Origin of the sequence: Serratia sp. X3 (assembly GCF_014982455.1) — a bacterium.
GTDB lineage: Bacteria > Pseudomonadota > Gammaproteobacteria > Enterobacterales > Enterobacteriaceae > Serratia > Serratia ureilytica.
Window position 1 is genome coordinate 31,069 of sequence record NZ_JADCNB010000001.1, and the last position, 13,524, is coordinate 44,592.

The 13,524-nt window shown below is 59.8% G+C and carries 13 protein-coding genes; 8 read left to right on the top strand and 5 right to left on the bottom strand.

Annotated features, from left to right (window positions below; all coding sequences use genetic code 11):
* Positions 1-191 precede the first annotated feature (191 nt).
* From IMX17_RS00170 to IMX17_RS00200, 7 genes are all read left to right on the top strand, one after another.
* Entirely contained in the window at positions 192-1,214 is a 1,023-nt protein-coding gene (locus IMX17_RS00170; protein ID WP_046896247.1) for a sulfate ABC transporter substrate-binding protein, read from the top strand.
* Entirely contained in the window at positions 1,215-2,054 is an 840-nt protein-coding gene (cysT, locus tag IMX17_RS00175; protein WP_193549210.1) for a sulfate/thiosulfate ABC transporter permease CysT, read from the top strand.
* Complete coding sequence (gene cysW, locus IMX17_RS00180) at positions 2,054-2,929, top strand: sulfate/thiosulfate ABC transporter permease CysW (protein WP_182265498.1); 876 nt, start codon at positions 2,054-2,056, stop codon at positions 2,927-2,929. Before cysT ends, cysW begins: the two co-directional genes overlap by 1 nt.
* On the top strand, positions 2,919-4,007 hold the full coding sequence (gene cysA, locus IMX17_RS00185) for a sulfate/thiosulfate ABC transporter ATP-binding protein CysA (protein ID WP_046896250.1): 1,089 nt from the start codon (positions 2,919-2,921) through the stop codon (positions 4,005-4,007). Before cysW ends, cysA begins: the two co-directional genes overlap by 11 nt.
* A gap of 81 nt (positions 4,008-4,088) precedes the next feature.
* Complete coding sequence (cysM, locus tag IMX17_RS00190; protein WP_033644334.1) at positions 4,089-4,970, top strand: cysteine synthase CysM; 882 nt, start codon at positions 4,089-4,091, stop codon at positions 4,968-4,970.
* A 249-nt stretch (positions 4,971-5,219) separates the two neighbouring features.
* Entirely contained in the window at positions 5,220-5,900 is a 681-nt protein-coding gene (locus tag IMX17_RS00195) for a response regulator transcription factor (protein ID WP_033652557.1), read from the top strand.
* A gap of 6 nt (positions 5,901-5,906) precedes the next feature.
* On the top strand, positions 5,907-7,232 hold the full coding sequence (locus IMX17_RS00200; protein ID WP_046896251.1) for an ATP-binding protein: 1,326 nt from the start codon (positions 5,907-5,909) through the stop codon (positions 7,230-7,232).
* 76 nt (positions 7,233-7,308) lie between these two features.
* Here the strand turns inward: IMX17_RS00200 and crr are convergent, their stop codons facing one another.
* From crr to cysZ, 5 genes are all read right to left on the bottom strand, one after another.
* A complete protein-coding gene (gene crr, locus IMX17_RS00205; protein WP_004936467.1) occupies positions 7,309-7,818 on the bottom strand; it encodes a PTS glucose transporter subunit IIA in 510 nt (169 codons plus the stop codon).
* A 49-nt stretch (positions 7,819-7,867) separates the two neighbouring features.
* A complete protein-coding gene (ptsI, locus tag IMX17_RS00210; protein ID WP_004936461.1) occupies positions 7,868-9,595 on the bottom strand; it encodes a phosphoenolpyruvate-protein phosphotransferase PtsI in 1,728 nt (575 codons plus the stop codon).
* A 46-nt stretch (positions 9,596-9,641) separates the two neighbouring features.
* The gene (ptsH, locus tag IMX17_RS00215) at positions 9,642-9,899 is read right to left on the bottom strand and encodes a phosphocarrier protein Hpr (RefSeq protein ID WP_024484477.1); all 258 of its coding nucleotides are present in this window, start codon (positions 9,897-9,899) and stop codon (positions 9,642-9,644) included.
* 399 nt (positions 9,900-10,298) lie between these two features.
* Positions 10,299-11,267: a cysteine synthase A gene (gene cysK / locus IMX17_RS00220; RefSeq protein ID WP_016926786.1), complete on the bottom strand. Its 969-nt coding sequence runs from the start codon at positions 11,265-11,267 to the stop codon at positions 10,299-10,301.
* Between the two features lie 185 nt (positions 11,268-11,452).
* The gene (gene cysZ / locus IMX17_RS00225) at positions 11,453-12,211 is read right to left on the bottom strand and encodes a sulfate transporter CysZ (protein WP_182265496.1); all 759 of its coding nucleotides are present in this window, start codon (positions 12,209-12,211) and stop codon (positions 11,453-11,455) included.
* A 221-nt stretch (positions 12,212-12,432) separates the two neighbouring features.
* On the opposite strand from cysZ, the gene zipA reads away from it, so the two are divergent.
* On the top strand, positions 12,433-13,458 hold the full coding sequence (gene zipA, locus IMX17_RS00230) for a cell division protein ZipA (RefSeq protein ID WP_193549211.1): 1,026 nt from the start codon (positions 12,433-12,435) through the stop codon (positions 13,456-13,458).
* Positions 13,459-13,524 lie beyond the last annotated feature (66 nt).

Here is a 13,524-nt window from a genome sequence, read left to right on the forward strand (position 1 = left end):
CGAAGCCGGCGCGTCCGGCTTCGGTCTGTTTTCCCGCCCCAAAACGCCTCGCATTTCCTGCCTTATAGCGTTTGATGCTTGTAAATCACTAAACGGTATATAAAAGCGTTACAGCTCCGCACCGAGTTATAAATACACTGGTCGTCAATAAGGCGAAAGCCTGAAGGAATGACTCAGTGATAAGGTGCAGAATGAAACAAAACCGGGTTAAAAATCTCGTGCTGAAAAGTTGGCTGGCGGCTGCGCTGTTGGCGAGCGGCGCCGCGTCGGCGGCGGAATTGCTGAACAGCTCTTATGACGTTTCCCGTGAATTGTTCGTCGCGCTGAATCCCGGCTTTGAACAGCAGTGGAATCAGCAGCATCCGAATGACAAGCTGACCATCAAACAATCGCACGCCGGCTCGTCGAAGCAGGCGTTGGCGATCCTGCAGGGCCTGCGCGCCGACGTGGTGACCTACAACCAGGTCACCGACGTGCAGATCCTGCACGATCGCGGGCAGCTGATCCCGGCGGACTGGCAGTCGCGTCTGCCGAACAACAGCTCGCCGTTCTATTCCACCATGGCGTTTTTGGTGCGCAAGGACAACCCGAAGGGCATCCACACCTGGAACGATTTGGTGCGCGACGACGTGAAGTTGGTGTTCCCGAACCCGAAAACCTCCGGCAACGGCCGTTACACCTATCTGGCCGCCTGGGGCGCCGCCAGCCAGGCCGACGGCAACGATGCGGCCAAGACCCGCGCCTTCATGACCCGTTTCCTGAAAAACGTGCTGGTGTTCGATACCGGCGGCCGCGGCGCGACCACCACCTTCGTCGAGCGCGGTTTGGGCGACGTGCTGATCAGCTTTGAGTCCGAAGTGAACAACATCCGCAAGCAATACGGTGAAGACAAGTACGAAGTGATCGTGCCGCCGGTCGATATTCTGGCGGAGTTCCCGGTGGCCTGGGTCGACAAAAACGTCGCGCGCAACGGCACCGAACAAGCGGCCAAAGCCTATCTGAACTATCTCTACAGCCCGGCGGCGCAGCAGGTGATCACCAGTTTCTACTACCGCGTGTATGACCAGAAAGCGATGGCGGCGGCCAAGGGGCAATTCCCGGACACCCAACTGTTCCGCGTGGAAGATCAATTCGGCGGCTGGCCGCAGGTGATGAAAACCCACTTCGCCACCGGCGGCGAGCTGGATCAGCTGTTAGCGGCAGGGCGCAAGTAAATGTTGGCGTTGTCGTCCAGTAAGCGGGTGCTGCCCGGATTTGGCCTCAGCCTCGGCAGCAGCCTGTTTTATACCTGTCTGATCCTGCTGCTGCCGCTCAGTGCGCTGGTGATGCAGCTGGCGCAGATGAGCCTGGCGCAATATTGGGAAGTGATTTCCAACCCGCAGGTGGTGGCGGCGTACAAAGTGACGCTGCTGGCGGCCGCTGTCGCCAGCCTGTTCAACGCGGTGTTCGGCATGCTGATGGCCTGGATCCTGACGCGCTACCGCTTTCCCGGCCGTTCGCTGCTGGATGGCCTGATCGACCTGCCGTTCGCGCTGCCGACGGCGGTAGCCGGCCTGACGCTGGCCGGCCTGTTTTCCACCACGGGCTGGTACGGGCAGTGGCTGGCGCACTTCGACATCAAGGTCACCTTCACCTGGCTTGGGATCGCGGTGGCGATGGCGTTCACCAGCCTGCCGTTTGTGGTGCGTACCGTGCAGCCGGTGCTGGAAGAGTTAGGGCCGGAGTACGAAGAGGCGGCCGAGACGCTGGGCGCCACGCGCTGGCAGAGTTTTAGCCGCGTGGTGTTGCCTGAGGTGGCGCCGGCGCTGCTGGCCGGCACCGCCATTTCCTTTACCCGCAGTCTGGGCGAGTTCGGGGCGGTGATTTTCATCGCCGGCAACATCGCCTGGAAGACGGAAGTGACCTCGCTGATGATTTTTGTGCGTTTGCAGGAGTTCGATTACCCGGCGGCCAGCGCCATCGCCTCGGTGATCCTGGCGGCGTCGCTGCTGCTGCTGTTCAGCATTAACGTCTTGCAAAGCCGCTTCGGCAGACGTTTGGGAGGAGGGCACTGATGGCTGATATTTCCGCCTTCAACGGCGCCGAGCGCCCGCGCGTCAACTGGGGCAAGTGGACGCTGATCGGCATCGGCACGCTGTTTTCGGTGCTGCTGCTGGTGGTGCCGATGATATCGATTTTCGCCGAGGCCTTCTCCAAAGGATTCGGCGCGATGTGGAGCAATTTGCTCGATCCGGACATGCTGCACGCCATTTGGCTGACGGTCCTGATCGCGCTGATCACCGTGCCGTTCAACCTGGTGTTCGGCACGTTGCTGGCGTGGCTGGTGACGCGTTTTACCTTCCCCGGCCGCCAGCTGCTGCTGACGCTGATCGATATCCCGTTCGCCGTTTCACCGGTGGTGGCGGGGCTGATTTATCTGCTGTTTTACGGCAGCAACGGCCTGCTGGGTGGCTGGCTGGATGCGCATAACATCCAGATCATGTTCTCCTGGCCGGGCATGGTGCTGGTGACCATTTTCGTCACCTGTCCCTTCGTGGTGCGCGAGCTGGTGCCGATGATGCTCAGCCAGGGCAGCCAGGAAGATGAGGCCGCCATCCTGCTGGGGGCGTCCGGCTGGCAAATGTTCCGCCGCGTGACGCTGCCCAACATTCGCTGGGCGCTGCTGTACGGCGTGGTGCTGACCAACGCGCGCGCCATCGGCGAGTTCGGCGCGGTGTCGGTGGTGTCCGGTTCGATTCGCGGCGAAACCTACAGCCTGCCGCTGCAGGTCGAGCTGTTGCAGCAGGATTACAACACCGTCGGGGCCTTTACCGCCGCCGCCCTGTTGACCCTGATGGCGATCGTTACCCTATTTTTGAAGAGCGCGCTGCAGTGGCGTCTGGAACGTCAAAACGCGCGTCTCGAGCGGGAGGAAAATCATGAGCATTGAGATTAACGGCATCAACAAGTCCTTCGGTCGCACCAAGGTATTGAACGATATCTCGCTCGATATTGCTTCCGGCGAAATGGTGGCGCTGCTCGGGCCGTCCGGTTCCGGCAAGACCACGCTGCTGCGCATCATCGCCGGGCTGGAAAGCCAGAGCGGCGGCAAGCTGGGCTTCCACGGCACCGACGTCAGCCACATGCACGCGCGCGACAGGCGCGTGGGCTTCGTATTTCAGCACTATGCGCTGTTCCGCCACATGACGGTGTTCGACAACATCGCCTTCGGCCTGACCGTGCTGCCGCGCCGCGAGCGCCCGAACGCCGCGGCGATCAAACAGAAAGTCACTCAGCTGCTGGACATGGTGCAGCTGGGCCACCTGGCTACCCGCTATCCGTCGCAGCTGTCCGGCGGCCAGAAACAGCGCGTGGCGCTGGCGCGCGCCCTGGCGGTGGAACCGCAGATTCTGCTGCTGGATGAACCGTTCGGCGCGCTGGATGCGCAGGTGCGCAAAGAGCTGCGCCGCTGGCTGCGTCAGCTGCATGAAGAGCTGAAATTCACCAGCGTGTTCGTCACCCACGATCAGGAAGAGGCGATGGAAGTGGCCGACCGCATCGTGGTGATGAGCCAGGGCAATATCGAACAGGTTGGCTCGCCGGAGGAGATTATGCGCGAGCCGGCGAGCCGCTTTGTGCTGGAATTCATGGGGGAAGTGAACCGTCTGAACGGCGAAATTCGCGGCTCCCAGCTGTTCGTCGGTGCGCACCAGTGGCCGCTGTCGTTCCAGCCGATGCATCAGGGCAGCGTCGATCTGTTCCTGCGCCCGTGGGAAATGGAAGTGGCGACCGAAAGCAGCGAACGTTGCCCGCTGCCGGTTCAGGTGCTGGAAGTCAGCCCGCGCGGCCACTTCTGGCAGCTGACGGTGCAGCCGATCGGCTGGCACCAGGAACCGATCGGCGTGGTGCTGCCGGAAGGCAACGCCACGCCGGTGCGCGGCGGCCGTTATTACGTCGGCAGCCTCAATGCGCGGCTGTATGCCGGCGATCAACTGCTGCAACCTGTTGCGTTAGCCAAAAGCGCCTGATAGGTTTTAGCAGCCCTTTTCTTCAAGGCAACCCCAGGGTTGCCTTTTTACTTTACGCACACCAACACACAGGCAAAGATCGTGACAACGCTCGAACAATGCATCGGGAATACCCCGCTGGTAAAACTGCAACGGCTGGCCGCCCAGGCGGGCAGCGAGGTATGGGTCAAACTGGAAGGCAACAATCCGGCGGGATCGGTGAAGGATCGCGCTGCGTTGGCGATGATCCAGCAGGCGGAGCTGCGCGGTGAGATCAGGCCCGGCGACGTGCTGATTGAGGCCACCAGCGGCAACACCGGCATTGCGCTGGCGATGATCGCTGCATTGAAAGGCTATACGCTGAAGCTGCTGATGCCGGAGAACATGAGCCTGGAGCGGCAGGCGGCGATGCGTGCCTACGGCGCCGAGCTGATCTTGGTCAGCCGTGAGCAGGGCATGGAAGGGGCGCGCGATCTGGCGCTGGAGATGCAGCGTCAGGGGCAGGGCAAGGTGCTGGATCAGTTCAACAACCTGGACAATCCCTACGCCCATTTCACCACCACCGGCCCGGAGATTTGGCGTCAAACCGAAGGGCGCATCACGCATTTCGTTTCCAGCATGGGCACCACCGGCACCATTACCGGCGTGGGCGGTTACCTGAAGAGCCAGAATCCGCAGGTGCAGATCATCGGCCTGCAGCCGGCGGAGGGCAGCAGCATCCCCGGCATTCGCCGCTGGGCACCCGCTTACCTGCCGGGTATTTTCCGCCCGGAGTTGGTGGATCAGGTGCTGGATATCGAACAGGGCGATGCCGAGCAGACCATGCGCCAGCTGGCGCAGCGTGAAGGCATCTTCTGCGGCGTCAGCTCCGGCGGTGCGGTGGTCGGCGCCTTGCGCGTCGCCGCGGCTCACCCCGGCAGCGTGGTGGTGGCGATTGTCTGCGACCGTGGCGATCGCTACCTGTCTACCGGCGTGTTCGGCTGAGCGTGCCCTCCCGACGGTGTACTCCGTCGGGAAAACCTTTCCACTTTCCTTTCGACAGATGGCAGCCCCGCTTGCGGCGGCTGCCGCTTGCTCGTGCGCCAATGCCATGACTGAAGTAGAGAAATCCCGCGACAGCAGCCACACTAACGGTGGCGAGACGCCAGGAGCGATGTGTAAGGATTGAGTAAAACTGGCTGCGGACCAGCGAAATTGGCGGGAAAATAACGAAAATCGGTGAAGGAGCAAGGCATGAAAATTTTACTGGTCGACGATGACCTGGAGCTTGGCACCATGCTGAGCGAATACCTGACGGGCGAAGGTTTCGACGCCACGCTGGTACTGACCGGTAAGGCGGGGGTAGAGGGCGCGCTGTCGGGCGACTATACCGCGATGATCCTCGACATCATGCTGCCGGATATGAGCGGCATCGACGTGCTGCGCGACGTGCGCAAAAAGAGCCGGCTGCCGATCATCATGCTGACCGCCAAAGGTGACAACATCGATCGGGTGATTGGTCTGGAGATGGGCGCCGACGATTACATGCCCAAACCCTGCTATCCGCGCGAATTGGTGGCGCGTTTGCGCGCGGTGCTGCGCCGTTTCGAAGAACGGCCGCAAGAAGCGGACGACGAGGCCGCCATCAGCGTTGGCGAGCTGACGCTGAATCCGTCAACCCGCAGCAGCGAATGGCGCGGCAAGGCGTTTGATCTGACCGCTTCGGAATTCAATCTGTTGGAGCTGTTGCTGCGCGCGCCGGACCGCGTGGTGTCTAAGGACGAATTGTCCGAGAAGGGGCTGGGGCGCCCGCGTGAAGCCTATGACCGCAGCGTGGATGTGCATATCAGCAATATCCGCCAGAAGCTGAGCGCGTTGGCCGGCAATACGCTGAGCATCGAAACGGTGCGCAGCATCGGCTATCGCATCCGGTAACCTGACATGCGCGGAAGACTGTTCTGGAAAATTTTGCTCGGCTTTTGGCTGACCTTTCTCATCATGACGCAGGCCCTGTGGGTGGCATTTTCTCTTTATGGCGATCGCTATGTGCCGCCGGAGAACGCCATGGCGCGGCGGGCGATCGGCCTGCAGCTGACCTCCGCCGCCACCCAATTGCGCAGCGGCGGCATGCCGGCGCTGGAAGCGCTGATGCGCGACTGGCCCGAGGACGACAGGCGTCTGCTGTCGGTTACGCCGATGACTCAACCGCCGCCGCCCGCGCCGGAAGAGCCGCTGTTTGAAGGGCGGCGGATGCCGAAAGCGATTTCCGCCTGGGTGCAGACCGGGGAAGGGCAGGGATACTGGCTGAGTTATAACGTGCGCGGGCTGCGCGAAGAGTATCGGCCGGAGCGGCGTTCCCATTTCTTTAATATTCCTGCGCCGATGTTGTGGGTCGGCGGGCTGGGCGGTTTGCTGTTCAGCGCCGTACTGGCCTGGAACCTGACCCGGCCGATGCGTCAGCTGCGCGGCGGCCTGGATCGGGTGGCGCAGGGCGATCTGTCGGTGCGGCTGTTCCCGAAAATGCGGCGCCGTCATGACGAGCTATCCGACGTGGCGCGCGATTTCGACACCATGGCCGAGCGGCTGGAACTGCTGGTCAGCGCCCGCGAGCAGCTGCTGCACGATGTTTCGCACGAACTGCGTTCGCCGCTGGCGCGCCTGCAGTTGGCGATCGGCCTGGCGCGGCAGAATGCCGGCAACGTCGAAACCTCGCTCAAGCGCATCGAACATGAGTCGGGGCGGCTGGACAAAATGATCGGCGAGCTGCTGGCGCTGTCGCGCACCGAACACAGCAGCCTGCCGGACGAGGAGTACTTCGATCTGTACGGCCTGGTGGACGCGGTGGTGAGCGATGCGCGCTACGAGGCGCAGGTGCCCGGCGTGGAGATCGTGCTGCAGGCCGAGTCGGACGTGGAGTATACCGTCAAGGGCAATGCGGAGCTGATGCGGCGCGCGGTGGACAACATTGTGCGCAATGCGCTGCGCTTCTCCAGCCAGGGCCAGCGGGTGACTGTGGCGCTGTTGCGCATCGACAACCAGTTCCAGCTCGCCGTCAGCGATCAGGGGCCGGGCGTAGAGGAGTCGAAACTGTCGAGCATCTTCGATCCATTCGTGCGCGTGAAGTCGGCGCAGTCGGGCAAGGGCTACGGCCTGGGGCTGGCGATTACCCGCAAGGTGGTGTTGGCGCACGGCGGCCAGGTTGAGGCGCGCAACGGCGACAAAGAGGGGCTGATCATTACCCTGCGTATCCCGCGTTGGTCGTCATAACGTAGCGAGATTGGGATACGACGAAGGGGATAAAAAAAACGGCGCCGAGGGCGCCGTTTATCATGCTCATTCGCGATTACTTCTTGATGCGGATGATCGGGGTTTCGCCAACGGTCACGCTGCCGGACAGTTTGATCAGCTCTTTGATCTCGTCCATGTTGGAGATAACGACCGGCGTCAGGGTAGACTTGGCTTTCTCTTCCAGCAGTGGCAGGTTGAACTCGATAACGACGTCACCTTTCTTGACGCGCTGACCTTCTTCGGCGATGCGTTTGAAGCCTTCGCCTTTCAGTTCTACGGTATCGATGCCGAAGTGGACGAACAGCTCAATGCCGCTGTCGGATTCGATAGAGAATGCATGGTTGGTTTCGAAAATCTTACCGATGGTGCCGTCAACCGGAGCAACCATTTTGTTGCCGGCCGGTTTGATGGCGATACCGTCGCCAACGATTTTTTCAGCGAACACTACGTCCGGCACATCTTCGATATTGACGATTTCGCCAGAAAGGGGAGCGACGATCTCGATAGTGCCCGTGTCTTTCTTGTCATCAGAAACCAGAGATTTCAGTTTATCGAACAAACCCATGATCTTCTCCTAAGCATTAAATTGGGCGGCGTTCCAGTGTCGTGGAAGTTTAGCAGAGCGTTTTTTCTTCGATGAATTTATTGACGCAATTCATCAGGTCTTGTGCCGTTGGCTGTGCCAAGGCTTGCGCTGCCAACGCCTTCACATCTTCGAAATTCGTGTTGCGAATAATTTTCTTGATGCGCGGGATTGAAATCGCACTCATGCTGAACTCATCCAGCCCCATGCCCAATAACAACAGTGTAGCACGCTCATCGCCAGCCAGTTCGCCGCACATGCCGGTCCACTTGCCTTCCGCGTGAGATGCATCAATAACCTGTTTGATCAGGCCAAGCACTGATGGGGACATCGGGTTATAGAGATGAGAAATCAGCTCGTTGCCGCGATCTACCGCCAGAGTATACTGGGTTAGATCGTTTGTCCCAATACTAAAGAAGTCGACTTCTTTCGCCAGGTGGTGAGCGATGACCGCTGCAGCCGGTGTTTCCACCATCACGCCCACTTCGATGCTCTCGTCAAACGCCTTGCCTTCTTCGCGCAGCTGCGCCTTCAGCGTCTCGATTTCGCCTTTCAGATCGCGCACTTCTTCCACGGAGATGATCATCGGGAACATGATGCGCAGTTTGCCGAACGCCGAGGCGCGCAGGATGGCGCGCAGCTGGGCGTGCAGAATTTCACGGCGGTCCATCGCGATGCGGATGGCGCGCCAGCCGAGGAACGGGTTCTCTTCCTTCGGCAGGTTCATGTACGGCAGGTCTTTGTCGCCGCCGATGTCCATGGTGCGGACGATCACGGCCTGCGAGCCCATGGCTTCCGCCACGGCTTTATAAGCCTGGAACTGCTCGTCTTCGGTTGGCAGCGAGTCGCGGTCCATGAACAGGAATTCGGTACGATACAGGCCGACGCCTTCCGCGCCGTTGCGCTCTGCACCCGCGACGTCGCGCACGGTGCCGATGTTGGCGCAGACTTCAACCTGATGGCCGTCCAGCGTAATCGCCGGCAGGTCCTTCAGCTTGGCCAGATCGTTTTTCTCGGTGATGTATTGGTTCTGGGCGGCTTTCAGCTGATCGATAACGTCAGCGGTCGGGTTAACGTAAATCTGGTTGTTAACCGCGTCCAGAATCAGATAGTCGTCGTTCTTCACCTGCTTGGTCACGTCGCTGGTGCCGACGATCGCCGGCAGCTCCAGGGAGCGCGCCATGATAGAGGTGTGGGAGGTGCGGCCGCCGAGATCGGTAATGAAGCCCAGCACTTTGTCCAGGTTCAGCTGTGCGGTCTCGGACGGGGTCAGATCGGTGGCCACCAGGATCACTTCGTCCTGAATGGAGCCCAGATCGACGATAGGCATGCCCAGAATGTTCTGCAGCAGGCGTTTGCCGATGTCGCGCACGTCGGCGGCGCGTTCTTTCAGGTATTCGTCGTCCAGCTCTTCCAGCGCTTTGGCCTGGCCTTCGATCACGGTGTAGGCGGCGGCGTCTGCGGAGGCCAGATCGTCTTTGATTAGGGCTATGATTTCCTGCTCAAGCTCTTCGTCTTCCAGCAACATGATGTGGCCTTCGAAGATAGCTTCCTTCTCTTCGCCGAAGGTTTCGCCAGCTTTGGTCTTGATCGCTTCCAGCTGTTCGGACGCTTTCGCGCGGCCGGCCAGAAAACGCGAGACTTCCTGCTCTACTTGATCAGCAGAGATTTTCTTCCGGTTGATGACAATGTCGTCTTCTTTCAGCAAGAGAGCCTTACCAAAAGCGATGCCCGGTGATACTAAAATGCCTGAAATCATAACCCTACCTTACTCTTGACTGGTGTTAACTAAAAAGACGGGCCGATTACTCAAGCTCTGCCATCAGTTTTACCAAGTGCTCAACGGCTTTCTGCTCGTCTTCACCAACAGCTTCGATGGTCACTACGGTCCCTTGAGTCAGCCCCAGAGTTTGCAGTTTGAACAGGCTTTTGGCGCTGGCGCTTTTGCCGTTGGAGGTTACGGTGATGTCAGACGTGAAGCCTTTGGCTTCTTTAACGAACTGAGCGGCAGGGCGAGTATGCAGACCATTCGGAGCGGTAATAGTAACTTCTTGCTGGAACATTGATGTTTCCCCAACTTATTGGATTAATGTTGTGGAGCTAAAGTTTAGCCCAGGGGCCTGACTTTAGCTTGTCTGGTTATAGCGCCTGACTATGGACAGGGGCGAACGTTGATGCAACAGAAAACGACGCGTTAGGCACTTCAGATCAAAAAACTCGGCTTTTGACGTCGTTCCAATCCGCTCCCCATTATGCCCGATTCGCCGCGTCGGCGACAGATGAGTAAATCGATTCAGCCTTGACCGGGCTCGGAGAGTGATTAATTTTGCGCATCGAAATAATGCACCGTTAAATACTAAAGGCGAAGGGCAAAAGCAATCTTGGACTGCTATAAAGTTTGATCCAGTCCACAAAAAAGCACCCCGTGGGGTGCTTTTTTAGCGATTTGTGCAGTGCCGGAATTACTGCTGCAATTCCTGCTCGGTGAACAGATCGGCAAACAGCGCGGTGCTGAGATAACGTTCGCCGGAAGAGGGCAGGATAACCACAATGGTCTTGTCGGCGAACGCCGGTTCTTCGGCCAGTTTTACCGCCGCCGCGACCGCTGCGCCGGAGGAGATGCCCGCCAGGATGCCCTCTTCGTCCATCAGACGGCGCGCCATGCTGATGGCTTCGTCGTTGGAGATTTTTTCGACGCGATCCACCAGGTCCAGATCGAGGTTGCCTGGAATGAAGCCGGCGCCGATGCCCTGAATTTTATGCGGGCCCGGCTTCAGCTCTTCACCGGCCAGCGCCTGGCTGATGACCGGCGAGTCGGTCGGCTCGACCGCCACGGTGGTGATGGCTTTGCCTTTGGTGTTCTTGATGTAGCGGCTGACGCCGGTCAGCGTGCCGCCGGTGCCGACACCGGAGATGAACACGTCGACTTCCCCGTCAGTGTCTTCCCAGATTTCCGGACCGGTGGTTTTTTCATGGATGGCCGGGTTGGCCGGGTTGCTGAACTGCTGCAGGATCAGGTAGCGGTTCGGATCGGTAGCGACGATCTCTTCCGCTTTGGCGATGGCGCCTTTCATGCCTTTCGCCCCTTCGGTCAGCACCAGATTGGCGCCCAGCGCCTTGAGCAGCTTGCGGCGCTCGATGCTCATGGTTTCCGGCATGGTCAGCGTCAGCTTGTAGCCGCGCGCGGCGGCCACGAAGGCCAGCGCGATGCCGGTGTTGCCGCTGGTCGGCTCCACCAGTTCCTTGCCGGCGGTCAGCACGCCGCGTTGTTCCGCATCCCAAATCATATTGGCACCGATGCGGCATTTGACGCTGAAGCTCGGGTTGCGTGATTCAACCTTGGCCAGAATGCGTCCGTTGCCGATACGGTTCAGACGAACCAGCGGCGTATGGCCGATTGTTAATGAGTTGTCTTCATATATCTTGCTCATAGCCCGTCCTTTAACTCTATGAAAATGTGGGGAACATCGAAAGCATACGCTAACAGTACCGGCAGGGAAGTAAAGAATTGGTATATCTATATGTTATTAGGAAATAAGTTTTAAGCACAATGATAAGGGCGCGAAATGCGCGCCCTGTCGAAAATTCCCGCGCTGCCGGCGGTAAAAAACGGCGATTATCGGACGAATTGCGAGCGATAACGATCGACCCACATCGCGGTGGCGCCGCAGACGGCGACCGGCAGGATCACCAGGTTGAGGATGGGGATCATGGTGAACAGGCTGACCAGCGCGCCGAACTGCAGATTGTCGGTTTTGTGCTGGCGCAATGCGCGGCGCATATCGGCAAAGCTCACCTTGTGGTTGTCGAACGGATAGTCGCAATACTGGATCGCCAGCATCCAGGCGCTGAACAGGAACCACAGCACCGGCGCCACCGTCTGGCCGATGCCGGGCATGAAGTACAGCGCCAGCAGCAGCAGCGCGCGCGGCAGGTAATACATCAGCTTGCGCCATTCGCGCGCCATGATGCGCGGCAGGTCTTTGGCGATGCCGAGCAGGCCGGTGTCCGGCAGCGGTTTGCCGGTCAGGCTGCCTTCGAGCTGTTCGGCCAGCAGGCCGCAGAACGGGGCGGCAATAAGATTGGTGAGGGTGCTGAACAGATAGCTGAACACCAGCAGCACCGAAATGACCGCCAGCGGCCACAGCAGGTAGCTCAACCATTGCAGCCAGTCGGGCACGTGGCTCATCATCGCCGGGATCCAGTCGCCGAGGCGGCTGAACAGCCACCAGAAAGCGGAGCCCATCAGCAGCACGTTGACCAGCAACGGCAGGACCACATAGCGTTTAATCCCCGGGCGCGAAATCAGGCGCCAGCCTTCGGCAAAATAATGAATGCCGCTGGTGGAACGGGAAGGGGGCTGCGTATAGGACATATCTTAAGTTATCTCGTTGTCTGAACAGGCATCATTATCATATAGGGATGATTTTCCACTGGCTAGGGTAGGGTTGGCTGAAAAACCAGCAGAAAAAGGCAGTATAATCATCTTTATTGGCATAAAGTTCAGCACGGACTTGCACTTGTGTGCGCGGGCAAATAGAGTTAAAGAGTGAATGTTTGCCGCGGTGGCAATGTATTGGAACAACAGAGATAGCAATGATGCAGGATTTGCGTCTGATATTAATCGTTGTTGGCGCGATCGCCATAATAGCGCTGTTATTGCACGGTCTGTGGACCAGTCGCAAAGAACGGTCAGCGCTCTTCCGTGATCGCCCAGCCAAACGTTCCCAAAAGGAACGTGAACAAACTCCGATCGACGATCTCGAAGAAGGCGTCGGTGAGGTGCGCGTACGCGCCGCTCACCCGCAAGACGAGCCGTCATTCGGCCATTTCGATGCCGCACGCGAAGAACCCGTGGCCGCGCCGAAGCCCGCTCCGGCGGCTGCGCCTGTGCCCCGCGCCGTTCAGCCGGCTGCTCATCAGACGCTGCCTCCGCTGTCTCAGCGGCCGGAGTACGATGACATCCTGCTGAACAACTACGCGCCGGACGAAGAACCGGCCGAGCCGCAGCAACCGCAACCGGCCGCGCGCCGCGAGCCGCGCGTTGACGATCTGCCGCATGAACATGAGGCGCCGCTGGCGGCGGAACCGGCATTCCACGCCGAACCCGCCCCGGTGCAGCAAGCGCCGGAAGTGAAGCCTGTGTCGGAACCTGCGCCGCAGCCGCAACAGCCGGCCGCTGCGCCAGTACAGGCTAAACTCAAAGAGACCGTGCTGGTGCTGCACGTCGCGGCCCACCAGGGCGGCGTGATCGGCGGCGAAGTGCTGCTGCAGAGCGTGTTGCAGGCGGGCTTCCAGTTTGGCGAGATGGGCATCTTCCACCGCCATATCAGCCCGGCCGGCAGCGGCCCGGTGCTGTTCAGCCTGGCGAACATGGTCAAGCCGGGGTCGTTCGATCCTGACATGATGTCCGATTTCTCCACGCCGGGCGTGTCGATGTTCATGATGGTGCCGTCTTACGGCGACGCCAATCAGAACTTCAAGCTGATGCTGCAGTCGGCGCAGCGCATCGCCGACGACGTGGGCGGTGTGGTGCTGGACGACGAGCGCCGCATGATGACGCCGCAGAAGCTGGAAACCTACAAAGCGCGCATCCGTGAAGTGTTGGAAAACAACGCCTGACCGGGTTGCCGCGCGCACTGAACATCCGTAACAACAAAGCCCCCGCTAGCCGGGGGTTTTTTATCT